The sequence below is a fragment of the Lysinibacillus sp. JNUCC 51 genome (assembly GCF_015999525.1).
GTDB classification, from domain to species: domain Bacteria; phylum Bacillota; class Bacilli; order Bacillales_A; family Planococcaceae; genus Lysinibacillus; species Lysinibacillus xylanilyticus.
On record NZ_CP065545.1, the window covers coordinates 2484491 to 2509043 of the forward strand.

25 protein-coding genes are annotated in these 24553 nt (G+C 34.7%); 10 read left to right on the top strand and 15 right to left on the bottom strand.

Annotated elements, in window-relative coordinates; genetic code table 11:
• Positions 1 to 32: 32 nt before the first annotated feature.
• Positions 33 to 305 (top strand): hypothetical protein, encoded by a 273-nt coding sequence (locus tag JNUCC51_RS11880; protein ID WP_134022177.1) that lies wholly within the window; start codon positions 33 to 35, stop codon positions 303 to 305.
• 253 nt (positions 306 to 558) lie between these two features.
• Here the strand turns inward: JNUCC51_RS11880 and JNUCC51_RS11885 are convergent, their stop codons facing one another.
• Positions 559 to 1050 carry a hypothetical protein gene (locus JNUCC51_RS11885; protein WP_337992109.1) on the bottom strand — a complete coding sequence of 164 codons (492 nt, stop codon included), beginning with the start codon at positions 1048 to 1050 and terminating at the stop codon, positions 559 to 561.
• Between the two features lie 223 nt (positions 1051 to 1273).
• Between JNUCC51_RS11885 and JNUCC51_RS11890 the strand changes: the two genes are divergently transcribed.
• The 4 genes from JNUCC51_RS11890 (at position 1274) to JNUCC51_RS11905 (ending at position 4837) form a co-directional block, all read left to right on the top strand.
• Positions 1274 to 1426, top strand: coding sequence for a hypothetical protein (locus tag JNUCC51_RS11890; protein ID WP_169776063.1), 153 nt, complete (start codon positions 1274 to 1276; stop codon positions 1424 to 1426).
• Positions 1427 to 1727: 301 nt separating this feature from the next.
• Complete coding sequence (locus tag JNUCC51_RS11895) at positions 1728 to 1934, top strand: hypothetical protein (RefSeq protein WP_337992110.1); 207 nt, start codon at positions 1728 to 1730, stop codon at positions 1932 to 1934.
• A 199-nt stretch (positions 1935 to 2133) separates the two neighbouring features.
• Entirely contained in the window at positions 2134 to 2901 is a 768-nt protein-coding gene (locus JNUCC51_RS11900) for a nucleotidyltransferase domain-containing protein (protein WP_337992111.1), read from the top strand.
• A 454-nt stretch (positions 2902 to 3355) separates the two neighbouring features.
• On the top strand, positions 3356 to 4837 hold the full coding sequence (locus JNUCC51_RS11905; protein WP_337992112.1) for a malate:quinone oxidoreductase: 1482 nt from the start codon (positions 3356 to 3358) through the stop codon (positions 4835 to 4837).
• A 257-nt stretch (positions 4838 to 5094) separates the two neighbouring features.
• Here the strand turns inward: JNUCC51_RS11905 and JNUCC51_RS11910 are convergent, their stop codons facing one another.
• The 8 genes from JNUCC51_RS11910 to JNUCC51_RS11945 form a co-directional block, all read right to left on the bottom strand.
• Positions 5095 to 5376, bottom strand: coding sequence for a hypothetical protein (locus tag JNUCC51_RS11910; protein ID WP_337992113.1), 282 nt, complete (start codon positions 5374 to 5376; stop codon positions 5095 to 5097).
• Positions 5373 to 6029: a hypothetical protein gene (locus JNUCC51_RS11915; protein WP_337992114.1), complete on the bottom strand. Its 657-nt coding sequence runs from the start codon at positions 6027 to 6029 to the stop codon at positions 5373 to 5375. Before JNUCC51_RS11915 ends, JNUCC51_RS11910 begins: the two co-directional genes overlap by 4 nt.
• Before the next feature lie 162 nt (positions 6030 to 6191).
• Positions 6192 to 6605, bottom strand: coding sequence for a MarR family winged helix-turn-helix transcriptional regulator (locus JNUCC51_RS11920; RefSeq protein ID WP_337992115.1), 414 nt, complete (start codon positions 6603 to 6605; stop codon positions 6192 to 6194).
• 148 nt (positions 6606 to 6753) lie between these two features.
• Entirely contained in the window at positions 6754 to 7785 is a 1032-nt protein-coding gene (locus tag JNUCC51_RS11925; protein WP_337992116.1) for an alpha/beta fold hydrolase, read from the bottom strand.
• 38 nt (positions 7786 to 7823) lie between these two features.
• Positions 7824 to 8483, bottom strand: coding sequence for a hypothetical protein (locus JNUCC51_RS11930; RefSeq protein ID WP_337992117.1), 660 nt, complete (start codon positions 8481 to 8483; stop codon positions 7824 to 7826).
• 2 nt (positions 8484 to 8485) lie between these two features.
• Complete coding sequence (locus tag JNUCC51_RS11935; RefSeq protein WP_337992118.1) at positions 8486 to 8893, bottom strand: permease prefix domain 1-containing protein; 408 nt, start codon at positions 8891 to 8893, stop codon at positions 8486 to 8488.
• Positions 8890 to 9219: a PadR family transcriptional regulator gene (locus tag JNUCC51_RS11940; protein WP_337992119.1), complete on the bottom strand. Its 330-nt coding sequence runs from the start codon at positions 9217 to 9219 to the stop codon at positions 8890 to 8892. The genes JNUCC51_RS11935 and JNUCC51_RS11940 overlap by 4 nt, the downstream gene beginning before the upstream one ends.
• 520 nt (positions 9220 to 9739) lie before the next feature.
• Entirely contained in the window at positions 9740 to 10930 is a 1191-nt protein-coding gene (locus JNUCC51_RS11945; RefSeq protein WP_337992120.1) for a M14 family metallopeptidase, read from the bottom strand.
• A gap of 482 nt (positions 10931 to 11412) precedes the next feature.
• On the opposite strand from JNUCC51_RS11945, the gene JNUCC51_RS11950 reads away from it, so the two are divergent.
• Entirely contained in the window at positions 11413 to 13662 is a 2250-nt protein-coding gene (locus JNUCC51_RS11950; protein WP_337992121.1) for an ATP-binding protein, read from the top strand.
• A 116-nt stretch (positions 13663 to 13778) separates the two neighbouring features.
• Here JNUCC51_RS11950 and JNUCC51_RS11955 read toward each other — a convergent pair whose 3' ends face one another.
• Positions 13779 to 14912, bottom strand: a complete 1134-nt coding sequence (locus JNUCC51_RS11955) for a SpoIIE family protein phosphatase (RefSeq protein WP_337992122.1) — start codon at positions 14910 to 14912, stop codon at positions 13779 to 13781.
• 159 nt (positions 14913 to 15071) lie between these two features.
• Complete coding sequence (locus JNUCC51_RS11960) at positions 15072 to 16079, bottom strand: hypothetical protein (RefSeq protein WP_337992123.1); 1008 nt, start codon at positions 16077 to 16079, stop codon at positions 15072 to 15074.
• 338 nt (positions 16080 to 16417) lie between these two features.
• Between JNUCC51_RS11960 and JNUCC51_RS11965 the strand changes: the two genes are divergently transcribed.
• Positions 16418 to 17674 carry a GNAT family N-acetyltransferase gene (locus tag JNUCC51_RS11965; protein WP_337992124.1) on the top strand — a complete coding sequence of 419 codons (1257 nt, stop codon included), beginning with the start codon at positions 16418 to 16420 and terminating at the stop codon, positions 17672 to 17674.
• Between the two features lie 19 nt (positions 17675 to 17693).
• Here JNUCC51_RS11965 and psiE read toward each other — a convergent pair whose 3' ends face one another.
• Positions 17694 to 18149, bottom strand: a complete 456-nt coding sequence (gene psiE, locus JNUCC51_RS11970) for a phosphate-starvation-inducible protein PsiE (RefSeq protein ID WP_337992125.1) — start codon at positions 18147 to 18149, stop codon at positions 17694 to 17696.
• A gap of 233 nt (positions 18150 to 18382) precedes the next feature.
• Here psiE and JNUCC51_RS11975 point away from each other — a divergent pair, with 233 nt between their 5' ends.
• On the top strand, positions 18383 to 18604 hold the full coding sequence (locus JNUCC51_RS11975; RefSeq protein WP_068985751.1) for a phosphate-starvation-inducible protein PsiE: 222 nt from the start codon (positions 18383 to 18385) through the stop codon (positions 18602 to 18604).
• A 232-nt stretch (positions 18605 to 18836) separates the two neighbouring features.
• Here JNUCC51_RS11975 and guaC read toward each other — a convergent pair whose 3' ends face one another.
• Positions 18837 to 19820, bottom strand: coding sequence for a GMP reductase (guaC, locus tag JNUCC51_RS11980; RefSeq protein ID WP_337992126.1), 984 nt, complete (start codon positions 19818 to 19820; stop codon positions 18837 to 18839).
• A 347-nt stretch (positions 19821 to 20167) separates the two neighbouring features.
• Here guaC and JNUCC51_RS11985 point away from each other — a divergent pair, with 347 nt between their 5' ends.
• Positions 20168 to 20587: a VOC family protein gene (locus JNUCC51_RS11985; RefSeq protein ID WP_337992127.1), complete on the top strand. Its 420-nt coding sequence runs from the start codon at positions 20168 to 20170 to the stop codon at positions 20585 to 20587.
• 92 nt (positions 20588 to 20679) lie between these two features.
• Here JNUCC51_RS11985 and JNUCC51_RS11990 read toward each other — a convergent pair whose 3' ends face one another.
• Positions 20680 to 22629 (bottom strand): methyl-accepting chemotaxis protein, encoded by a 1950-nt coding sequence (locus JNUCC51_RS11990; protein WP_337992128.1) that lies wholly within the window; start codon positions 22627 to 22629, stop codon positions 20680 to 20682.
• Between the two features lie 514 nt (positions 22630 to 23143).
• On the opposite strand from JNUCC51_RS11990, the gene JNUCC51_RS11995 reads away from it, so the two are divergent.
• A complete protein-coding gene (locus JNUCC51_RS11995; protein ID WP_337992129.1) occupies positions 23144 to 23518 on the top strand; it encodes a VOC family protein in 375 nt (124 codons plus the stop codon).
• A gap of 102 nt (positions 23519 to 23620) precedes the next feature.
• Here JNUCC51_RS11995 and JNUCC51_RS12000 read toward each other — a convergent pair whose 3' ends face one another.
• The gene (locus JNUCC51_RS12000; RefSeq protein WP_337992130.1) at positions 23621 to 24367 is read right to left on the bottom strand and encodes a YybI family spore inner coat protein; all 747 of its coding nucleotides are present in this window, start codon (positions 24365 to 24367) and stop codon (positions 23621 to 23623) included.
• Between the last annotated feature and the right edge of the window lie 186 nt (positions 24368 to 24553).

Consider the following 24553-nt stretch of genomic DNA (forward strand, 5'->3'; position numbering starts at 1 on the left):
TTATCAAATTGGCAGGAAGGGAAGAGGCAAAATTGGCTAAGCACTCAGATATGAGCTGGAAACAGGATCATCCAAGTACTTTGTTTGGGAACTCTGTCCAAAAGGCGGAACGTTTATTGAAGCATGCAAAGTCACATCCGGAGGAGATAGCGATTGAGCATGCCTTCAATCAAATCGAACATGCTGAAAATGCATTTATGAATGCAAAGCAATATGGTGAACATTTGGATACAGTCCAACAAAATAAAGCATACCTAGAGCAGATCAAGCAGCAATTACACGAAATGCAAGGTAATAATCAATAAATACATTGGTTTTGAACAGAAGACAGAAGAAATAAAAATAATATTTTAAGCGGCTAAGCTCCTTAATAAAGGGACTTAAGCCGCTTAATTTTATTCTTCTGTTTGCCTGACAGTTAATGAAATGTTGCGCAGATGAGGGATTAATGATTTGAATCACAAAATGTAATCTGTCGGTTTGCAAAAATGTAGTTAGTAAAGAGCTTAACATGGGATGATTGAGATCTTTCCCAGGAAATATTTTCTATCTATTTAGTTAACACCAAACAATTATTTTATACGGTGTGGTTTGTGCAGGAATGCTTCTTGTAGTAGGTCCATAGATAACAATTAGGTTTCGATTTGCCGGGCTTTTTGAAAAAGGTTGCCCATTTTTAAGCAAGATAGGCGTATAAGGAGAAAGATTTAATTGTAATTGGCCATCACTACTCACTAATTGATTATTAAAAAAGTCGACTTTGACATTTTGATAGGTATTTTCCTTTACGACGATGAGTGCTCGATATTGAGGCGGATATATGAAAGGGACAGGTGCATCTCTATCATAATATCCAGTAATCTGATCACCAATTGTTACAATCTCTTGGTTTACAAAATAAGTAGAAGGTGAGATGACAAAATTGACGATGCCCTGAGTACTATCTTCTACCGTCATAATTTTATAACAACCTTCCTTTTCTCCATTTTGCCCGATCGGAAAATCATCAATCTGAGTAACGACCCCACGAAATGAGTTAAAGTTTACCATCGCTATTCCTTTCTTTATAAAATTTCAATTATTGTAGCTCTGTATAGCACAGAGCCGATTCCGGACGCAATTATGCCGAGGTATAATTAATCTTATGTAACATCGCCAATTTGGGTGACAGAGAATGATTGTATTATCAAAAGGACAGGTTTATATATTACTGGAATCAATATATACTTAATTTGCAAACTATAACGTTATTTTTTCAGAGGAGGGGAGACTATTGAAATGGATTTCTAAAAATAAGAAACCCCTTTTAATATTCATCATTATTATTATTTTCATTGCTGGTATCCTCGATATCAAATATGAAGGATTGTTCTTTCAACTATTACCAGAGTCTGTTCAAAACTATTTAGCTGATATTTTCAAATAAATGAATTAGGACATAGAGATTGGCTAAAAACTTGTCTATTCATAGTTGGAATTGGATTTATGACTTCATGGGCAACAGCATTATATTTTGTACTAACGATAGGTAGTAGCTCTAGAAGATCGATTGGGGCTCTTTTGATTAAAATCTGTTGACATGAAGTTAACTCCATCTTTTACGAAAAATTGGGTTTATTACATCCGGAAATAATAAACAAACATCGTGATTATATGAGAGTCATATCGAAATAATTAGTACAATTCTTAAACTAAAGCAATGTGGTTTTTCACTTCAAGAAATTAAAATGCTTTTTGAATGGTCGCAAAATACTGATGAAAATGATGAACTGACAGAAGATGAGATTCAAAACGTTCAACAGCTAAAAATATTATTTCAAAATAAGTATAAACAGATGATTCAAAGAGAAAAAGAGATTAAACAAATAAAGCAAGTATTGCTACTACCTGCTGATCATAAAATGGAGCAGCTACTAGAAAAAAATAAAGGTTAGATGGATGTTCGGATAAGAGTGTGAAAAAGCATTGAACAAACAATAGTGAAAAGTGGAACAACTATAAGAAAGAAATATTTATTAAGTTTACGCAGCTAATAAGGCTGTGTTTTTTCATTTACAGAGTTAAAGGTTTTTTTTAATATATCTTGAATATATTAAAGAAAAGGTGATGATAACTTTATGGAAGAATGGAAGAATGGAAGAATGGAAGATGGCGCTTGAAGAGTTTTTAAAAGATTGGAAAAACCGAAATGATGTTGTAGGGGCACTTGTATGTGGGAGCTACATAACAGGAAATCCTTCTAGACGTTCTGATATAGATGTACATATTATTTTATCTGATGATGTTGATTGGCGAGAGAGAGGGAATAGAATTATTAATGGTTTTCTTATAGAATATTTTGCTAATCCACCACACCAAATTCATAAATACTTTCAAGGGGACTTTCAAAACCAAAGAACAATGTCCATGGTTCAAATTATTACAGGAAAGATTCTATTTGATAACACGGGAATACTTAATGAATTAAAAATCGAAGCTGAACATTGGCTAAACAATGAATATGATGAATTAAATAAAACAGTTTTAGAAATAAAAAAATATTCACTATGGGATTCATTAGACAATTTAAAGGATTGTTTTGAACAAAAAAGAGTAGATTTCTCTTTTGTATATTTTAATTCACTAGCTAAATTATTTTCTGAGTACTGTCAATTCTTAAGGTTAGAAAGCATTCCGTACAATCAAGTACACTCTTATTTTGTAGATCCAGCATATATAAAAAAATATCTAAAAAGTGTTTTTCCTGATTCGATATTTAAAGAAATGTTTTTAAAAGCATTACTAGAAGCGGACCAACAAAAGATGATGGAGGCATTTGAAGAGTTAGTAAACTATGTCCTTAATCAGATGGGTGGCTTTAAGATAGATGGTTGGAAAATAAAAAGTCCTGTCGAAGAATAGGATGAGATTTGGCTGGTTAGAATAATAAAAATGTTAAAATAACACTAAAAAATAATAAAAAAATTATATGAGTGGAGCTGGTGCAAAAACAAGACTGGTTCCATATTTTTATGTTATTATATAGATATAATATTTAAAAAATCCTCATTATTATATGAAAATGCTAGCCAATTTTAGGCCAATTATTCCATAAAACTTAAATAAAGGTTGGGTTTATTAGTGAGGAAAAAGGAGGTTTTTCTCTTGATTTATTAAGGGAAAGGCTCGAAAAATGCACATAACTCTCATATAGATAGTTGATATTTTAATCTTTATGTAATTATGATACACTGCAATAAGGTAATAATTGATACAGAAAAGGTGTACTCCTAGGTTACTCCGTGGCTTACTGTGATATCTAAGCAGGAGAGCTTTACATCCTTTCTGCAAATCTTAATATATAAGGAAGGTAAAAATGAGTAACAGACAAATTAAATCAGATGTTATCTTAATTGGTGCCGGAATCATGAGTGCTACTTTGGGGACAATGCTCAAAGAATTAGCGCCAGATTGGAAAATTACAGTGTTTGAGCAGCTTGATAAAGCTGGTGAAGAAAGTTCTCACGAATTAAATAATGCGGGAACTGGACATGCTGCACTTTGTGAGCTTAACTACACTTCAGAGAAAAAAGATGGATCAATCGATATTAGCAAAGCGATTAACGTTAATGAACAGTTCCATGTTTCAAAACAGTTCTGGTCTTACCTTGTGAACAATAAACTGATCAATAATCCACAAGACTTTATCATGCCTTTACCTCATATGAGTTTAGTACAAGGTAAAGACAATGTAGAGTTTCTAAAAAAACGTCATGAAACGATGACAAAAAATCCTTTATTCCAAGGTATGGAATTTTCTGATAACCCAGAAACGCTAAAGAAATGGATTCCTCTTATTATGCAAGATCGTCCAGCAGATGAAGCTATCGCTGCGACAAAAATTGACACTGGTACAGATGTTAACTTTGGTGCATTAACACGTATGTTATTCGACCATTTAAAAACTCAAGACGTTGACATCAACTACAATCATAGTGTTCAAAGCTTGAAACGTACTAACGATGGTTCATGGGAAGTACGAGTTCACGACAAAAATGGTTGTAAAATGGAATACCATACAGCAAAATTTGTCTTCCTTGGAGCTGGTGGAGGAAGCTTAGAATTACTTCAAAAATCAGGCATTCCTGAAGGAAAACATATTGGGGGATTCCCAATTAGTGGTTTATTCTTAGTATGTAAAAACCAAGAAGTTGCTGAACAACATCATGCGAAAGTATACGGAAAAGCTAAAGTGGGTGCTCCACCAATGTCTGTTCCGCATCTTGATACACGCTATATTGATAACAAAAAATCTTTACTATTTGGGCCGTTCGCAGGTTTCTCACCTAAGTTCTTAAAAACAGGTTCAAATATGGATTTATTTGCTTCTGTAAAACCGCATAATATTACAACGTTATTAGCGGCAGGGGTTAAAGAGATGGGATTAACAAAATATTTAATCCAACAACTTATGTTATCTAAAGAACAACGTATGGAAGAGCTACGTGAGTTCATCCCGAATGCTAAGAGCGATGATTGGGATATTATCGTAGCTGGTCAACGTGTACAAGTTATTAAAGATACTGAAGCTGGTGGTAAAGGAACACTTCAATTTGGTACTGAAGTTGTAAGTGCTTCTGATGGCTCAATCGCTGCATTACTTGGAGCTTCTCCAGGTGCATCTACTGCTGTACATGTTATGCTTGAGGTAATCAATAAATGCTTCCCTCAACATGTTAACGAATGGGAGTCAAAAATTAAAGAAATGATCCCATCTTACGGCAAGTCATTAGCAGACAATCCAGAGCTTCTTAAAGAAATTAACGAAACAACAGACGAAGCGCTTCGTTTAAAATAAAATCAGATGTAGAAACAAACGATTTGTTTCTACAAAATAAAATAGAACCTTCATTCTAATTTAGGGTGGAAGGTTCTATTTTTTTATTTCAAAAATGGAGTTGCAGTGAGAATTTTTATCCATAATATCTAATATATTTAAATAGGCATTAATTAATGACAAAATCGTAATGATTTAATGAAAAAATATTTATATAAGAGCGAAATAAATGAAGCACACCTTTTGTTTACTAGCAAACAAAAGGTGTGCTACTAATTTTAAAATTTAAGCTTGGAATAACAAAATTGGATAGAGCGTTTGATATACATTGAACAAAAAAACAGCAACAATGAAACCAAGAGTGCTAGCGGAATGCTGAAAGCGATCGGAAGCTCAATGTCACTCCAAATGCTCATTTGTATTTGCTCCAAGCCGAATGTTCGCAAAATGCCGGCTACTATTGATATTAATGCACTGATGATCAGCCCTGTATAGAGGACAGATAGTACGAGAAGGGCTAATGAGCAAAAAAAGCCTTGAATAATTTTTATGAATGTCATTCCTCTTCCCTCCGTATAATTTGTTGCACCTTTGCATTTTTAGCAATCGAATAGCTTTTTGTATAATAAAGTGTTTGTATGTGACAATTATCACCTACTGTTACAATATCTCCGTCAACAATTTCTGCATCTGTATAGGAAAGATGTATTTGTTCACCTTTAATATATTTAGAATTTAGCTTTTTCTTTAGAAAAGATATAGATAACGTATCTTTTTCTACATGTATCACATCTGCAATAAGCTTTCCAATCTCATTTCCACCAGACATTTTTAATTGAAAATGTTTAGCCTCTATTTCATTCGCTTTAACAAAACCGACTGCCTGAAACTGTTCTACTTGTAAGTTTTGTTCAATGGCCAACTTTCCAGAACTATTCAATTTTGTTACTTGCCCATTCCGGATATTTAAGCTCCCGGCACTTTTAACCTCATTAATTTCACAAAAATCTCTTATAGAGCATGATCCTGTACTATTTAAAATCTGAGCTTCAACGCGGGAATGAAAAGAGCTATGACCATGAGTAGAGATTTTTTTTACGCGTATTTCTTGATGTAAAGTAACAGATCCACGGATATTTAATTGCTCACAGTCTGCTGCTAAGTCTTTAATAGAGCCGTTAGTAAGGGTTACTGTACGTAGTTTTTGAATCACGGATAACCACCTCATTTTAATTTAATTAATATATATTTTAGTTATTGAAATATATATTAATTAAATTATATGCCACTTTGTTTTGTCAAGAACAAAAAACTTGTCATAAGCATTTTATGGATTTTTTAGGCAATAAAAAAAGGATTTCAATTGTATGAAATCCTAAAAAATTTTTTTCATTAACTGATTAACCTCACGCAATATTGTTGCCATGTCTATCAGTTTTTCTTGTGGAAACTTTAAAAATAAATCTTGAACCTTTAATTCACCGCTATTTGTTAAAATCATTTTTACAACACGACGATCTTCTTTCTCTCTAATCCGCTCTACTAATCCCAACTTTTCTAGTTTATCGCACATTGATGTAACGGCTCCAGGTGTTACACTAAAGAACTCAGCAATTTCTGTTGCTTTCATACCACCATTAATCTTCAGTTGAAGTAGGAGGATTAGTTGGTTTTGAGATAATGATTCACCCTCAGATAAAAGATTTACGAACATTTTTGATGTATGCTGTATTTCAAGCATCTCTTTCATAATGATTTCTACATTGTGCAATTGATCATTTTTTGACATAATATCACAGCCCGTTAAAATATTTAATAGCTAAATTATATAGTAAATAAATAATAGGGGCTACTATCGATACCCTTTAGGGAACGGACGCTCCCAGGTAAGCACCCGGGCACAACGGAAATCAACCCTACATTATGGTGAAGAACATTTATTTCACAAATGTATCGCACATCCATTCATAAAATTTTTCTTTCTCTTCAAATTGCGGATAATGTGCTGATTGTTCAAATGCTATAAACTCTTTTTTATCGGCTTCAATTATATCAAAGTATTTTCTCGCTTGGTTAGATGAAGTTTGATAATCATATTTACCCATAACAAAATAGCATGGTAATTCAAGTTTTTTTACTTTTGTAGGTAAAGGTTTTTTTATTACTTCCGTTAATAAAGCCTTTTGCGAGCTAGATATGCCATAGTTGTAACGAATGACATCTAATAAGTTATACTCACGACTGAATAACATACCTATGCTATCCCCATCAGGATTATCAATAAGTCTTGAAGCTCCACCATATTTTGCAATATAGCTCCGTGGAATAAACGTCTCGCCATTTTCAACTTGTTCAGTTAACCCTTGTAAATATAGAACATCCTCTTCATTACCATCGTATTCAGCTTGCTGAATAACGTAATTCAAACCGTCAATCTCGCTTCCTACTTGATCACTCATCTGCCCAATTCCAACATATGCTTCAAATTTTTCAGGAGCTTTATAGGCAGCTTGAGTTGCAATATATGTTCCATAAGAATGACCAATTAATATTACCTTTTCTTTATCAAGACGATCTGATATATAATCCGTCAAGGCCAATAAGTCATCTACGAGTAAGTCTGATGAAAGATTAGAATAATCCTCAAAAAAATGATATGATTTTCCGCTTGCTCTTTGGTCGTAATTCACAACTGTAAAATTGTTTTCCAATAAGTTTTGATACTTACTGGCATATGGAATTTCTGAACATCCAGGTCCGCCATGGACAAAAATAATAACGGGATTATCCTTATCTTTGCCACGTATCATAACTTCATGATTACTTCCATTTATCTTTACTTGTTCTAATGCACTAACACTGTTATTACCTTTTATATGGGAAGTCCATGTAGGAAATAAAAGCGCTGTTACGAGTAGTACGATAGTAATTATTCCAGTATATTTTATAAATTTCATTATCTTTTTCATCTAATTCCCCCTGCGAATGTGAATTGTAATCGAAATTTTTAGACTTTTTTAGGGAGAGTTGTTGATCTGTACATTTTTCTTTTATAAACATAAAAATACATGCTAAGGGGCCACCAGAGGACTACAAAGATTGGATAAAACGCCCATATTACTCCTGGTGAAGAGACAATATTTACTGTAATAAAAAAGATGCTGATAAGAACTGTAGCGGTAACAGAGAATGCTACAAATGTTTTTCTTTGTGCGTGGTATAAAGATAAGGGCCACCAAATTACTAAAAATGATGGATAGATCGCCCAAGGGTATGGATGGGATAAAATAAGATTCAATAAGGAGTAATAAATAATGGTACTTGCACAGCCTATCAGTGCAATTTTTAATGTTTTTGCTTTTTCCTCTAAATACATAAGAATTGGCCACCAGATGATTGGATAAATCGCATAAATGAACCATATATAATCGGGCGAATATAAATAATTCTCAATGATAAGAAAAGCAATAATCAGTGTGCTACAAACAAGAGAATATTGTTTATACATTCTTTTAGACATAAAGAATAACGTTATTGGCCATAGCAAAACAAGTAAGCACGGATAAATAAACCAAAGCTCCTGAGGTGACGTCGTATAATTGACGATCCCTAAAAAAATCATTGTCATCAAACTACCTACAATCGAAAAGTTAATAAAGTTTTTCATGTTCATTCACTCCATTTCTTACGTGACCAAACGAAGTACATAGATAATGGCCACCATAATATTGCGAAGATCGGATAGATTGCCCAAATTGTATCTGGTGTATAGTAAAGATTAATAAAAATAAAAAATGCAATAATTAAGCCACTACCCCATATAGAGAATTCTAAATTTAATTTAGACATGTTTTTCTTTCCGGGATCCTTCACGCCTAATTCCTTTTTTAAATCCTCAATATCTCCAAATTCCACGATGGCTTTGTTGATGGCATCCTCTTGTTCTTTCCCTTGATCCATCAAATAAAATACTTTTTCTTCAAGATTTTGAATGATTTCTTGCTTTACCATCTCTGTTTCTTTGTTACGAGGAATGTCTTTAAAAAGCTCATCAATATGATTTTTTATTTTTTTCATTCTAAGCCCTCCATAAATAAGTCGATAATTTCTTTTACTTCCGACCACTCTTTTACTAGCTCATTTAAATAAGCTTTACCTAATGAGGTAATACGGTAATACTTTCTTTTGCCTCCGTGTGAAACATCACCAAAATAGGCTTCAATAATTTCCTTTTTCTCAAGACGTTGAAAAACTGCGTATAAAGTTGCTTCTTTAATTTGAAAACGATTATTTGTGCGGATACTTATTTCCTGAGAAATTTCATAACCATAACGATCTTTCTCTAAAATTAACCTTAAAATAATGGAGTCCAAGTGTCCGCGGATGATGTCACTTCGAACCATAAGTCACCTACTTATTTTTTATTGCTCTATCTGTTAGAGTAATATTAGCAAACATTACTCTGCCTGTCAAAGTAATTTTTCCAAATACGTCCATATTTCTGCTAAGAAGGATCATCATCAAAACGTGTGGTTGATTTCCGTTCCGGCTGGGCGCTTTTATCGCTGCCGCTTCGCTTTCGCGCAGATAAAACATTTGTAGCTGTCGCTTCGCTTTCGCACAGAGCAGAGCTTCCTGGGGGCGTCCGATGAGCCGCTTCACTCGCGATGCTCGGTCCAAGGTATCATCTGTGACGTTAATCCCCGAGGAGTCGCCCAACCGCCACTCCAATCAACTTATTGACATAGTAGACGTTTTAACAAAAGCCATCCACGACTTTTGGTGATGAACTATCAAGAAGCAATCAAACAGAGGGTAAAAAATCCCCATTCACTTTAGAAGTAAAAGGGGATTGGGGATATTTATTTAGTATTGAAATGATGGTTAATTCGATTTCATAAGCTGCTTACTCGGCTCATTTTATTACATATATAATGCTGCAAGGAATATACCTAATGTCTCTTCATAGATTTCGTCGAATTGGCTGAGTGGAAGTGGATTTGTACCACTACCTAACTCGACAGTAAAGCCAGGTCTACGCCAATCCTGAATAAACCAATCTTTATAGCCCGCATAACTGCCTGCCGAATTGACAGGCTCGTAGCCGCTGACCCGGCTAAACTCATTAACAAGGATTTCTGACTCTGGTGGTTCGAGGTTTTCGAAACCCCAATAAATCACTCTACCTTGTGTATGAAACGCAAGAACCCTGGCGAAATCACGCCGCTTTGTTAAGTCAGCCATAGCAATGGCCTCTGGCTCGGACAAAGGTCGTTGTCCTCCAAAATCTCTTGGTCCAGGTGTTTTAGGATTTCTTGCATTTTCGAGCTCCCATTTTGCAGGAAACTGATCGTTCAAATCGACACCATTTATATTAGCCTTCCAACCTGAGAAATCAGTGCTACCGTTATTCCAAGTAATAAGCTGATTTCTTAATGCTTCGTCATTAGGTGGTCCTTGAACTACTAAATCAACACCATCGGGATTGACCATTGGAACTATGGAAAGGGTTGTTTGCTGGTAAAGTGGGAGTAGAGATAAACCGCGAATTGTTTTTTGATTGGTGAGTGAGAGTAGATAGTCGTTTATAAACGTTAAAATAATCGGGGTTGTAATCCATTCATTCGCATGAAAGGAGCCGTTATAATGTACACGCTTAGTTCCGTTCCCGATTAGGAGCTCTGGGATTTCATGCTGTAAAACAGAATGTCCAATCGTAGAGCTTTGTAGAAAAGGATAAGCATCGAGTAGCTTTTTGATATCATTCATTAAAATAGTGTAAGAATAATTTTGTTTACCATTGACGAGCCTCCATGTGATTCGTTGGGGAATGCGAATTGTCTGTCCAATGTGTAATTGATTTGGATTAAGACTGGGGTTGGCAAGCAAGATGGCTACTAATGGGAGATTTCTGCTTTGAGCTATTTGCCAAAAAGTATCTCCTTGTTTGATTTGATAATTGATAGTCACAAACCCTGGAATTCGAATGCGTTGTCCGACCCTTAAAAATTGAGGTTTAATATTTCGATTTGAATCTATAATTAGTTGAAGAGGTATTTTAAACACTTCACTGAAATGCCAAAGAGAATCTCCAGGTCTTACGTAAATGTCCACAATTGTTCTCTCCTTATTATCAATTATGCCTTAGCAAAATTGGCCAATATAAAATATATATGAAAAGAATACGGGACTTATTAACTTTTAATTTCTTCCGGCAATTATTTTATGTAGCGACAGCAACAAATGTTTTGTGTAGCGAAAGCAAAGCGGCAGCAACAAATGTTTTATCTGTGCGAAAGCGAAGCGACAGCAACAAATGTTTTATCTGTGCGAAAGCGAAGCGACAGCAACAAATGTTTTATCTGTGCGAAAGCGAAGCGACAGCAACAAATGTTTTATCTGTGCGAAAGCGAAGCGACAGCAACAAAGCGCCCAGTTGGATCGGCAATCCCAAGGTATGTTGCAGGACTCTTTCGATGTAAATTTTATTAAGTATCTGTCAGAAATTGTCTTAATGTAACAGGAAGAAACTTTGTTACTTTGATGTACAATGATACTAGTTATAGAGTTTATGATAGATAAAGGTAGGAAAACAAATGTTCAATAAATTAAAGATAGGTATACGATGGAAAATTACGTTAGGCTATATTGTTATCATACTATGTTTACTTGCTTCAGTGCTCATCTTAAATAATCAAATTATTTCTATACAAAAAGAAAGAAATTATATTTTCAAGAATAATTCACATATACATGCTGTAACCAACAGCATTGAAAAGTACATTTTAGATATGGACTCGAGCCAGAGGGGCTTTGTTATTACGGGTGAACCAAGCTATTTAGAGACCTATTACGAAGCTGGTGAAAAGTGGAGATCCGATTTTAAGGAACTTTATCAGCTTTTTGAAAATAAACCACCACAACAACAGAAGTTAAACGAGATAAAGGCAACAATAGAGCATTGGATTACAACATCAGGAGAACCATCCATTGAATTAAAAAAAGAAAATAAGGAAGAAGCGTTAGGGGAGCTCTACAAAGTAGATGTAGGTCGTAAAGACATGGAAACAGTACGAGCTCAGTTTGAATCACTCCGTTCAGAGGTAATTGCAAGTATGCAAGCCAAAGTAAATGACTTGGACAAAAGGAATAGTATCGTAACACTTACACTGCTAGGCATACTAGTATTTATTTCAGTTGTTGCGATTATCATTGCAAATGGCATTTCTCGTTCAATCGTAAAAACGTTAACACAGGTTACCCAAACGATTCAAGAAATCGCTACTTCCAAGAGCCGTCAAAAAGGAAGGATTCATGTTAGAACGAATGATGAGATCAATGACCTTGCAGCTGCTACAAATGAGTTGTTGAATATACTCGAGAGAAGAGAATGGCTGCAGCTGAATATCGCGGAAATCGTCACAAAATATCAAGGCATTTCTGCCATCACCAAATTAGCTGAAACTTTCCTTTCAGAAATAGCGCAAAAAACGAAGTCTTCTCTTGGTGCATTTTATGTTCGAGAAACTACTGATAATAATATACAGTTTGTAAAAAAAGCTGCTTTTGCAGATGTAAGGGATGATGTTGGAATTGAGAGCTTTAAACTGGGTCAAGGTTTAATTGGACAATGTGCTTTAGAAAAAAAGATTTTAATTTATAATGATATTCCAGAAGACTTCCGTTTAATAGGTACTAGCTTAGGGGAAGTACCACCAAAAAGTATTTTTATCGTCCCTATTAAATTTGAAAATGACGTCATAGCTGTCGTTGAATTAGCTACAATGACTGGTTTTAATGAGCAACAGCAGCAATTAGTGAAGCAAGTTATCGAAACTTTTGGATTAACGATCAATAGTGTCCTAGGGCGTATGGAAATTGTCCGTTTATTAAATGAATCAAGAGCTATGACAGAAGAATTACAGATGCAATCAGAGGAACTGACAATGATTAATGAACAATTGGAGGAAAGAACAAAAGAGGCAGAGTTAAAGACGAGAGAATTAGAACAAGCTAAAAGAAAATTAGAGGAAAGTGCGGAGCAGTTGTTACTAAATTCAAATTATAAATCTGAGTTTTTAGCCAATATGTCACATGAATTGCGAACGCCACTGAATAGCATATTAATTTTATCTGAAATGCTAGCTGAAAATAGCCAAAGTAATTTATCAGATGAGGAAGCTGAATTTGCAAAGGTTATCCATTCTTCAGGTGAAGATTTGCTTGCATTAATTAATGATATTTTAGATTTATCAAAAGTTGAGGCAGGCAAGTTAGATATTAGTTTTGATGAAATGAATATGAGTGAGGTTCCTGTACAAATCGAGCAAACCTTTGCGCCTGTAGCAACGAAAAAAAATCTCCAATTCCATATTTCAAAAGAAAAAAATGTAACAGATGTTTTCTTTACGGACGAGAAAAGATTCAAGCAAATATTGAAAAATTTATTATCAAATGCCTTTAAATTTACAGAACAAGGTTCAGTTAATCTTGAAATTAAACAGCTTGGCCAAGAACAGTTAACAAATAATATGCAGGATCTTAGTGCCGACTGGTTAGAAATCACAGTTACAGATACAGGTATAGGGATTCCTAAGGATAAGCATCAGCTGATTTTTGAATCATTCCAACAGGCTGATGGAGCAACAGTGCGTAAATACGGTGGAACAGGTCTTGGTTTGTCCATTTGTAACGAGCTCGCAAGATTACTTGGTGGCTGGATTTCTTTACAAAGTGACGAGGGGCAAGGTAGTACATTTACACTGACAATCCCAAGCTTGCCAAATGGAATCGAGGAGCAAAATTACCTTGAGCTTGCTATTCATGAGGTAGGGGCTACTAATTAAGTACATGAGTTAGAAGAGGAAGAGCAATTATCAGAAGATAGAGTAAGATAAAAAAATGGGCTGTTACCTAGTTTCTCCACAGAAGAGACTTAGGCAACAGCCTTATCTTATATAGCCTACGCTTGAATCATTAAAACACACATATCGTCTGGTTGCTGTCCTTGCTTCTCCTTAGGCAGTAAATTGTCGATCAGACGTTTAGAATAATCCCATTTCGTAGATATTAGTGTTTGTAAATGCTTCTCGGCTTCCATTTCACATGGTCCCATTGCTTCTAACACACCATCCGTATATAAAATAAGTTGAACATCTTCATTGTATTGAATAAATTGCTTTTGTACGTCGATCTCTTCGAAAAAGCCGACTGCACAACTTCCTCGCTTTAATGGTACGAGCGTCTTTTTATCAACTAGAGCATAGCCAGAAGGATGACCAGCGTTCACATATTCGATTGTTTTTTGTTCGGTATCTATCACTAAATAAATAGCTGTGAAATAAAAAAGATTGTCCTCTTTTCCGTTGTGCAAAAGTGCCATATAACGGTTTAACTCTTTTATAACTAATTCAGGGTCTACTAATTGTTTAACGGCTTCTCTTAGGACAGAGGAGATAAACATACAAACAAGTGCTGCAGGGATCCCATGTCCCATCATATCAAGCAAAATGATAGCATATCGCTGATCGTCTATTTTATGCCAATAATACATATCCCCTGCTAAATTAGACGAAGGTAGATAAGATACTTCTATTTGTATATTAGCCTCATTTAAAGGAGCACTCAAAAGGCTTCTTTGTACATGTGTTGCTAAATCTAATTCGTATTGTATTTTCTTTTCTTGCTGAGTATGCCAATCTAATTCAGCTTTTAATCGTAAAGCAACTCGAATTCTAGCAAGAAGCTCGGTTTTATTAATCGGCTTTGTAATATAGTCTACTCCTCCGATATCAAGTGCTTCTGCGATCTTGTTTTTATCTTCTAAAGCTGTGACAAAGATAATTTGAATATCTTTTAATCGTTTATTTTGCTTAATACGTCTACAGGCTTCAATACCGTCGATTTCAGGCATCATAATATCTAATAAAATCAAATCCACTGAATTTCCTTTTGGATTTGGTGCATCTAACTGTAAATAATCAAAAAGCTCATAGGCAGATGTTAGAGAAACACAGTTATCATAACCTGCATTTTTTAATACTTTTTCAATTACAAATAGATTGACCTGATTGTCATCTACAAGAAGAATGGTCATAAATATTTCCCCTCATTCTGTTTGAATTAGTGCAGATTACTATTATACAAAACATTAGAGAATAACGGTATTTTAAGGAGTATCTTAGTAGGTCGATAAATATATGAATAAGTAAGGAGCCAACAAGAAAGAGTCAGCTCTCGAAACTTATAGTTCTTTTCAAATTCTAGCCTTTTTAAAGCCATTATATATATCAAATGCATTAGCGATGATGGCAATTGCAATGCTTATGAATAATATTCGATCTATAGCAAACAAAATCTTAGCGGAGGTTGTTCCCATAATTGCAGCGATATAAGGCACAGCTGGACTGTGTATAAGATCAGGGTGAATAGCCATGAGGATAAAAACAATGACTCCTGTACATTGAAGAAGTGCATTAGTTACGGCGATAAACATTGTCCATTGACCAACCTTCAATTTCCATAATGTTAAAGCGACACTTAAAACGATACAACATAAAATGATTGGAGCGAAGGACAATAAGACGTCCTGATTGAATATAGGCATAACAAATTTCAACCCGCCTTTATTGTGAGACGAATAGATTCCTAAAAGGTGATTAGCATTGAAATAGGCAAAGGAGAAAATAGCAATGCCTAAGAAACTAAAAATATTATCACTAAGTGAAATAGTTTTTTCTTTAGGGATTATTTTAACTTTTGCTAAATCGTCTGGTGTCCATTCTGGATGATTTTTTATAAGGGGGATTGAAATGTTTTTCCCTTCAGATCGTTCGATAACAATAAAAGCAACTGTAATCCAGAACAGTACGTAGATGATTACAGAAATAATATGAGAGATTGTTATAGAAATAGTTTTAATAATAGCAGTCAGAAGTGCACCTTCTCCGTTATAAAGCACAATACTTTCTATCATTTGTACAATAATTGTAATTAAAATTGCCCAGGGAATAACTAATTTTATTGTTCTAATATAAGTGTCAAACACAGTTGGGCTAATTAAAAATCGTGGTGTATCTTGATACTTTGCTGCAACTTCTACAGGATTTCCGAGCTTTTTAAGAACTTCCTTTATATCTGATTCTGAATAATCTTCAGGTAACATTTCTTCAATAGTAGATTTTAGTTCTAGATTGGTTTTATCACGCTTATCTTTGCTTATCCTTTTAGTTACTTCATGAATATATGCATCAATCAGATTCACGCTTTCCGTCTCCCTTCAATAATCATGCACTCCATTCCTCTTTACTTGAGCCATATGTGTGCGCTCAATACATCACATTTCCGAGCTTTACCTTTAGTTGTAATCGCTTCCTGATGCCTTAATCAACGAGCCAACGAGAATAGTGTACTCAATTACTGCCGACTTGCTCGAGAAACTGAATAAGGGTATAAGAAGCCTACCTCAGGTTTTAACAATGTCAACATACAGTATCATTTGCATGTGGTAATATATGTTATTATCGAGAACTGAAATTAATGTGAAAAAAATTATGTAAAGAGCGTGCCTTAAAATAAATTTAGTGTAGGAGGGGGATGGATATGAAAGTCGTTGAAAAATTATTGAAGGAAGAGGATTTTATACGTTTTGTTGATATTGTAGTTGGTGCTTATCCAGGAAGGATGGGCGGATTACAGCCAACAAAAGAGCAGCTAAAGGCACTTTTTATGGACAATCAAAACAATGACGCATCTATTCATTATTATGGGCTATGGGAAGATAACAAACTAGTTGGCGGCATGCGACTCCATGATTTTGAAATGAATCTCTTTTCTAAAATGATTCCAATCGGGGGAGTAGGACTAGTTGCAGTTGATTTGCTCCGTAAAAAAGAAAAGGTTGCTAAAGAATTAATAGATTATTTTTTTAAGGTTTTTTTAGAGAAAAATGTTCATTTTGTTGCGTTATATCCGTTTAGGCCTGATTTTTATAAAAAAATGGGCTTTGGATACGGACCTAAAATGCATCAATATTCAGTGGAACCATCAAGCTTTCCGAAAGGGGCAACAAAAAAACATCTTACTTTTTTAACAGCCCAGGATCAGCATAAATTAGCAGATTGCTATAGAAGAGTTGCATCGAGAAAGCATGGTATGTTTTTGAAAACAGAATCGGAGCTTGCATCAATTTTTAAAAACCCTCAAAACTATATTATTGCTGCTGAAAAAGGAAATTCAATACAAGGTTATATGGTATTTTCCTTTAATAAGCAAAGTGAAACGAATTTTTTACTTAATAATCTAGTCATTAAAGAATGGATCTATGAAACACCAGAGGTTCTATTAGAGTTCAGTACATTTTTAAATAGTCAGGTGGATCAAGTAAACCTTATTGAATGGAACACACAGGAAGAAAATATTCACTTCTTTTTAGGAGATGTACGAAATGGAACGAATCATTTAATCCCAAGTGTCTATCATGCAAGTGCTGTTTCAGGTGTTGGCTTAATGTATCGCATTATTAATGTTCAAGGTTTTTTTGAGGAACTCACAACACATAATTTTAATGGTCAAACATTAACATTTAAGTTAACTGTGAAAGATTCGTTATTAGCTGAAAATAATCAGCAAATTGTGATTAAGGCTATCGATGGTAATATAAAAATTTCTAATAGTACTAACTATGACGTGGAAATGGTGATTGATATCGCAGAGCTTTCTTCTCTTGTCATGGGAGTTGTGACAGTACAAGAATTATTTATGCTCAGTAAGGTGAAGATTAGCGATGAACAATACGTACAGTCATTGCATCTTTTCTTCTTGGTTCTTGATAAACCAACTTGCATTACAGCATTTTAGGAAGATTAATAGTATTAAACTATTGTTCTTTTTTCATAAAGAGTGATGAGCGTACAGGTCGTTCCAATGGCGTAATATTAATAATAAAATAGCTTACAATTAATATTAAAATAATAAGTGAATAAATTAAGGTGTTAATGGGATGATCATGTTCTACGATAATTAATCGAATCATGGCCGTAATCCCTATATATATAAAGTACCTTAGTGGAAAATGATAATTCTCTTTAAAATATTTAATAATCATAGTGATAAATTCAAAATACAAAAAGAATATAAGAATATTAGCGAGGAAGAGCTTATAGTCTCCGCCATCGTTGTTGAAAATTAAAATTTTAAGAAACTGGATGAGTTCTTTGCAAAGTAGTGAAGATAAAATGAGCGCTAGAAGTACAAGGCAAACATTCAGAAAAAATTGTAAAGATTTCGGTATAGCCTTGATTAATTGTAAATAACTCGAGTTCTTTTGATTCATCAAATTCCTCCAATCTTGTAAGTTGTTCTAAGTGAATATGAAAAAATAAATAACACATAATCATATGGTTGAGAGTCTTCGTTTTATGATTTGAATATAACATTTTATCGTAAATGTATTAGGTTTTATTTGTAAAGTTTTGGTATATATTCGTGAAAGAAAGTTTTCAAAATAAATTAGCGGTATGCTAAAATAGATGTGCATGAAATATAAAATTTAAAGGGGTTTTTAAAATGGCTAAAGCAGCAAAAACAGGAAAAATTACACCAGAGCGTTTAGAAGAAGCGTTAAACGTTCGTGATCGTCTTATTATCGAGTTACTAGTACAAGTACTTGATGAAAAACTTGTAATTGAACGTCCGGTATTACGTGAGCGTGTAGCAAACCTTGTTGACCTTTCTGATCATGATGAAGAATTAAAAGAAACGATTCACGCTGTTATTAACAAGCTATAATTTTTAGGAAAATGCTACGCTTAATTGGTAGCATTTTTCTTTTGTTAAAAATGTGTATTTTAAAATAAAAGAACGGTCAGCCAAAAGCCAGAACTGCTCGGGTAGTCCGAAGAACTGATAAACCAAGAACCACAATCACTCTGCTCAATATAAAACTCCTACAGAATAGATAACGAAATCCAAAGAAAAACCCCAACAAGAATGTGCTATTCTTGTTGGGATTCTCTAGTTGTTAATATACTTTATCTCCATTAAAAATAGAGTTCTTCACAATTACATAATCTACATTTCGAATGGCATCAAGTTTATTGCCACCTGCGTAGGAAATAGATGATTGAAGGTCCTGCTGCATTTCAATTAAAGTATCTTTGATGCTGCCTTTATGTTCAACAAACATCTTTTTACCTTCAACATTTTTACGTTCGCCTTTTTGGAATTCAGAAGCAGATCCGAAGTATTCCTTCACAGTTTTACCTTCGATTTCGATTGTTTCACCAGGTGACTCTTCATGACCTGCAAATAATGATCCAATCATCACCATTGAAGCACCAAAGCGAACAGATTTTGCAATATCACCATGTGTACGAATACCACCATCAGCTATAATTGGCTTCGTTGCAGCTTTTGCACACCAGCGTAGTGCGGCTAGCTGCCAACCACCTGTACCAAAACCAGTTTTGATTTTAGTAATACAAACTTTACCCGGTCCAATACCAACTTTTGTTGCATCTGCACCAGCGTTTTCAAGCTCGCGTACTGCTTCAGGCGTGCCCACATTACCAGCAATCACAAAGCTATTTGGTAGATGTTTTTTGATATGTTGAATCATACGAATGACAGCATTTGAATGACCATGTGCAATATCGATAGTAATAAATTCAGGTGCTAAATTAGCAGCTGCTAATTCTTCAATAAAAGGATATTCCTCATTTTTTACACCAACACTAATAGATGCGATTAATCCACGACCTTGCATATCTTTGATGAAATTGATACGTGTCTCAGGGTTAAAACGGTGCATGATATAAAAGTAACCGTTTTCAGCAAGCTTCGCAGCAAGATTCTCATCGATAATTGTTTGCATGTTTGCTGGTACAACGGGAAGTTTGAATGTATGACCGCCTAAAGTAACAGAAGTATCACATTCTGAGCGACTTTCTACAATACATTTTGCGGGAATTAGTTGAATATCCTCATAGTCAAATACGTTATCCATTATAAACACTCCTAAAATACGAATATTTTTTAAGTTTTGATTTAAATCGTTCGTCATTTGGTAATTTACATTATTTTTGAGTAAATGTCAAAGCTTTTATCTAAATAAATAAAAAACTAGCAGGAAATAACAGCGAATTAAGCGAAATATAAAGATATACTATTCTTTTGTTATAGTATGGAAAATAGGGATAAGCGCATTGTCTCAAAAGAAAAGTATTTAGTGAAAATCAGTAATCTTTGAAGGAAAGTAAACCTTTAATAATCGTTTTATCTAAGATTTGTATTATTATTTGTTATCCATGTAAAATAGAATTGTTTCGAAAAATGACAAAGGGAGTGTTGGAAATGGCAGTAGAAGCCTATTTAATTTTTAAGGGAAATTGTCGAGAGGCTGTATCTTTTTATGAAAAAGTTTTTAATACGGACAAACCTGAAATTATGACATTTGGGGATTCACCACAGAATCCAAATTATCCATTACCAGAGGAAGCAAAGGATCTTGTGATGCATACGCGACTTTCGATTTTTGGTAGCACGGTAATGTTCTCAGATACATTCCCAGGCAGTCCATTTACGACTGGAAACAATGTAACGTTAGCCGTTATCTCAGACGATGAGGCTCAGATGCGAAAAGCTTTTGACGGTCTTAAAGATGGTGGCGAGGTTAAAATGGAGCTGCAAGAAACGTTTTGGAGTAAATGCTATGGCTCTCTTACTGATAAATTTGGTATTATGTGGCAATTTAGTTATGAGGAAAATAACTAAAGATTAATTATGCCCCGGCATAATTGCGTGACATTGTTAATATTAAAAAGCACGATGTTTGGAAAATCTCCATTAACATCGTGCTTTTCTTTTTAGTATTTAAAACGATTTACATAGCTTTGTAATTCATCAGCCATATCGAGAAGTGCTTTTGAGGCTGCGGCCATTTCCTGCATTGAGGACAATGTTTGTTCAGTTGAAGCGGCAACTTCCTCTGAAGCTGCTGCATTTAATTTTGCATGATCTGTTAGCTCGATAGCAGTTGCAGAAACTTCTTCGACTACTGCTGACATCTCTTGAGCAGATGCAGATATATCCTCCATTTTCGGAGCAATATCGCGTAGGCTCTTAATAATGCTTGCGAATTTTTTACTTGTATCTTCGGTTAGCTGTAAACCATCCTGGACATCCGCTGAAGCCTTAATCATTGTTTGAACAGATTTAGCGGTATCTTGCTGAATGCCTGTAATTAGGGCAGAAATTTGCTCTGCTGATTGGTGGGATTGCTCTGCTAACTTCCGCACTTCATCGGCGACTACTGCAAAGCCTTTCCCATGCTCTCCAGCTCGCGCTGCTTCAATAGCAGCATTAAGGGCAAGTAGATTTGTTTGGTCTGAAATAGCACTAATAATCTCCAAAATAGACCCAATTTCTTTTGTTCGATCATAGAGTGATTTAATCATCGCATCTGATTGTGTCACAGATTCATGAATAGAAATCATTTGATTCACAGTTTGTTCTACTGCTTGACCACCTTCATCGGCCAATTTTATAGCATGGCTAGATAAATCTGAAACCTGCATAGAGCTATCGGCGACCTCAACGACGCCTTTAGCGATTTCTTCAATAGAAACTGCATTTTGGTCAATACCTGTTGTTTGTTTTTCTGTACTGATAGCCACCTGTTGCATAGCTTCTGTAACTTGCTCTGAAGCAGCTATATTTTGTTCGGCATTCGCAGATAATCCATGCGCAGAAGTCTGTACGTTTTGGGAGCTTTGATCAACGTTACGAATAAGGTTTTTTAAGTTAACCTTCATTGCGATAAAGGCTTCCCCAAGCTGTCCAACCTCGTCTTTAGAATGAATGTCAATAAACTCTGTTAAATCACCCTCGCTAATTTTTATAGCGCTTTGTTTAAGTCGATTGATCGGATTAACGATCGATTTTATCATGAATAGCATAAAAATAATGCCGACGATAATAGAAACAGCGATGATTATTAAGTTGATATTAAAGGTCGAAGCTGCGGCTTTTGCAGCCTCGGCTGTAAACATTGTACCAACAACTTTCCAACCTGTTAGGTTATTTGTAACAAATTGTAGCTGACGATCTTTTTCTATAATGGTACCACTATCTTGTTCATAGATTTTAGTAATATAGCTTTCCGTTGCTTCAGCACCACTTTCTTTATCTGGGTGGGCAATATAAATCTTATTGCTATCTAAAAGTGAAGCAAAGCCAGTTTCTCCAATATGTATATCATTCGTGATGGTACCAAGTTTAGATATATTTAAATCTAACCCTATTACTCCTGAGCCATCTGGTAAAGCCTGAGTAATCGTAAGAACGATATCACCTGTAGTCTGTGTAATGTATGGAGCTGTAATAGATACTTGGTCTTTGTTATCTAAAGCTTGCTTATACCAAGGCCTCGTACGCGGATCAAACCCACTAGGGTATTTTTGAGCAGGCTCATCTAGTAGTCTGCCATCAGAGGTTCCAATATAAATCAGCTCCACCTCTGGATGCATATTGATATATTCGCGGAAAAGAGATTTAAGTTCTGTAACTTTATCTACTTGTAAATAAGATTGATTGAGCTTTTTAGTAAAGTATTGAACGTCCTTCACTTTTGGCTCGATCGTGTTAGTAATGTTCGTATTAAGCATGCGCACGCTTTCGGTTGCGCTTGCCTGTTGTTCTTCTGAAATTTGCTTTCCAGCACTTTGGTAAGATACAATTCCAATTAACAGTGTTGGGATGATAAGCATTGCTAAAAATGAAAAAATGAGCTTTTTCCTTAAACTTAGTTGTTTCACTTGAATGATCCTCACTATAATATTTGTATTTTAAACTTTGTTTTATCACCGAAAATTGAGTATGTGATAATGCCTTAGGGCCAATTTTCTGTTACTATCGCTATCATAAAGCATCTGCTGCTGTCGCTAACGCTTTCGTACAGAGAACATTTATATACCCATGTTATGGTGATTGATCTATACTTTACCGTTATAGTTAAAAAATAGACAACTAGGCTCATTTTATCAAAAATAAAATAAAAGTTAAGTATTTTGTAATAACTGTTCTTTAATTGTAGATTTCCTCAACTTATAATCAATTATGCCTCGGCATAATTGTTGCTGTCGTTGCGCTTACGCACAGATAAAAACAATGCGTCCAGAATCGGTTTTGTGCTTAGGCTGACATCCTTTATGAACTCCTTTCCGATTTCTGTGACATTCCTGAAAGAAATTAAATCGATAACCGTTAGATATGACATATAAAGCTACTTTTTGATATATACTAATGCTCAAAAGAGGAGGGAATTGTTTCGTGATTCGACATATTGGACAAGTGATGTTGTATGTAAATGATCAGGATACGGCCGTGAAGTTTTGGACAGATAAAATTGGATTTGTTGTAGTTGCTGACCAAGAAGAGGGAGGGGTACGTTGGATTGAAATTTCTCCAACTAAAGAAGCCCAAACTACCTTAGTCCTTCACAATAAAGAAATCATTGCAAAAATGCAGCCTGAATTAAATTTAGGGACACCTTCTATTATGTTTTATGCTGAGCATATAGAAAATTTATATCAGGATTTTCAAGCAAAGGGCGTTAAAGTAGGAGATTTAGTAATGATGCCAATGGGTAGGGTTTTTAATTTTGCTGATCACGAAAATAATTATTTCGCCTTAGTAGAAAAATAAACCTTGTCCTATTAGTGGAAAAGCAAGAATCTCGTCAATTTCGCTTGTTCTGTGCGAAAATCGGACAGATACTTGCTTTTTTCCTTATATAAGTGTACGAACCTACTTTAAATCTTCTCCAAAAATCCCTACAGTTTGACGGTCAACTATAAATTCATTGCCATCCCATTTCAAAATATTTTCTACATAACCTAATCCATCTGCATGAAATCGGCCAGCTATAGCCTGATATGCTAAAATCTCATATATTCCATCGCGTTCATAGTCCACTGGATACAATCCGCTGATTGGATCTACCCATCCTTCAATAGGCTGCTTTAGTGTACCGTCTTGATTATATATTTCTGCTAAATAATCTGGACCTTTGTATTGTAAATCGATGATATATTGCTTTTTTGGATTCATGCTACGAACGGCTACTTTATATTGATTTTGATAATTAACGGTATACTTTAGCTTGTTATTGAAAGAAACTGCATCAAAAATTGAGCGTATTTTGCCGTTTATTGAGGCAAATATTTCACCGTTAATAATGCCTCCACTACCTCCTGTGTCAGAAATAGCTAGAATATCTTCTAGATGATTACCTGTAAAGTCACCTAAAAATATAGTTGGATTATAGCCGACGCTTTGTTTTAGCATTATTTTTTCGAATTGGTGCGTCTGTCCGTAAAAAATAGCAAGCGTTAGGTTTTTCCGCAAAGGGCTATCAGGAGTTTTAGTCCCCATCAAAAGAACAGTTTCAAGTAAACCATCTCCATTAATATCTCCAAATTTCGTCTGAATAACCTGAGGGGTCATAGGCGAAATGGGCATATTATTTAAGGATGGATTCATATTATTAGTCATACATGCACCTCTTTCTTTAGTTTTAGCATATGTTATAAATAGGGCTTGGTGAAAAAAGAAGATGTGTTAATAATGGGTATAAAACTTATGAAAAAACTTATAATTAACCCATTGACATTTTTAAATGTGAAAAGTATTATAAATGTCAACGAATCAGAAAATTCAGTACCACTCATACTCTCGCTA

What these genes read in the sequence shown, in the direction of transcription:
- JNUCC51_RS11885 (WP_337992109.1), bottom strand. Translation starts at nt 1,050, where the DNA reads ATGGTAAACTTTAACTCATTTCGTGGGGTCGTTACTCAGATTGATGAT.
- JNUCC51_RS11895 (WP_337992110.1), top strand. Translation starts at nt 1,728, where the DNA reads ATGCTTTTTGAATGGTCGCAAAATACTGATGAAAATGATGAACTGACA.
- JNUCC51_RS11900 (WP_337992111.1), top strand. Translation starts at nt 2,134, where the DNA reads ATGGAAGAATGGAAGATGGCGCTTGAAGAGTTTTTAAAAGATTGGAAA.
- JNUCC51_RS11905 (WP_337992112.1), top strand. Translation starts at nt 3,356, where the DNA reads ATGAGTAACAGACAAATTAAATCAGATGTTATCTTAATTGGTGCCGGA.
- JNUCC51_RS11910 (WP_337992113.1), bottom strand. Translation starts at nt 5,376, where the DNA reads ATGACATTCATAAAAATTATTCAAGGCTTTTTTTGCTCATTAGCCCTT.
- JNUCC51_RS11920 (WP_337992115.1), bottom strand. Translation starts at nt 6,605, where the DNA reads ATGTCAAAAAATGATCAATTGCACAATGTAGAAATCATTATGAAAGAG.
- JNUCC51_RS11925 (WP_337992116.1), bottom strand. Translation starts at nt 7,785, where the DNA reads ATGAAAAAGATAATGAAATTTATAAAATATACTGGAATAATTACTATC.
- JNUCC51_RS11930 (WP_337992117.1), bottom strand. Translation starts at nt 8,483, where the DNA reads ATGAAAAACTTTATTAACTTTTCGATTGTAGGTAGTTTGATGACAATG.
- JNUCC51_RS11935 (WP_337992118.1), bottom strand. Translation starts at nt 8,893, where the DNA reads ATGAAAAAAATAAAAAATCATATTGATGAGCTTTTTAAAGACATTCCT.
- JNUCC51_RS11940 (WP_337992119.1), bottom strand. Translation starts at nt 9,219, where the DNA reads ATGGTTCGAAGTGACATCATCCGCGGACACTTGGACTCCATTATTTTA.
- JNUCC51_RS11950 (WP_337992121.1), top strand. Translation starts at nt 11,413, where the DNA reads ATGTTCAATAAATTAAAGATAGGTATACGATGGAAAATTACGTTAGGC.
- JNUCC51_RS11955 (WP_337992122.1), bottom strand. Translation starts at nt 14,912, where the DNA reads ATGACCATTCTTCTTGTAGATGACAATCAGGTCAATCTATTTGTAATT.
- JNUCC51_RS11965 (WP_337992124.1), top strand. Translation starts at nt 16,418, where the DNA reads ATGAAAGTCGTTGAAAAATTATTGAAGGAAGAGGATTTTATACGTTTT.
- psiE (WP_337992125.1), bottom strand. Translation starts at nt 18,149, where the DNA reads ATGAATCAAAAGAACTCGAGTTATTTACAATTAATCAAGGCTATACCG.
- JNUCC51_RS11975 (WP_068985751.1), top strand. Translation starts at nt 18,383, where the DNA reads ATGGCTAAAGCAGCAAAAACAGGAAAAATTACACCAGAGCGTTTAGAA.
- guaC (WP_337992126.1), bottom strand. Translation starts at nt 19,820, where the DNA reads ATGGATAACGTATTTGACTATGAGGATATTCAACTAATTCCCGCAAAA.
- JNUCC51_RS11985 (WP_337992127.1), top strand. Translation starts at nt 20,168, where the DNA reads ATGGCAGTAGAAGCCTATTTAATTTTTAAGGGAAATTGTCGAGAGGCT.
- JNUCC51_RS12000 (WP_337992130.1), bottom strand. Translation starts at nt 24,367, where the DNA reads ATGACTAATAATATGAATCCATCCTTAAATAATATGCCCATTTCGCCT.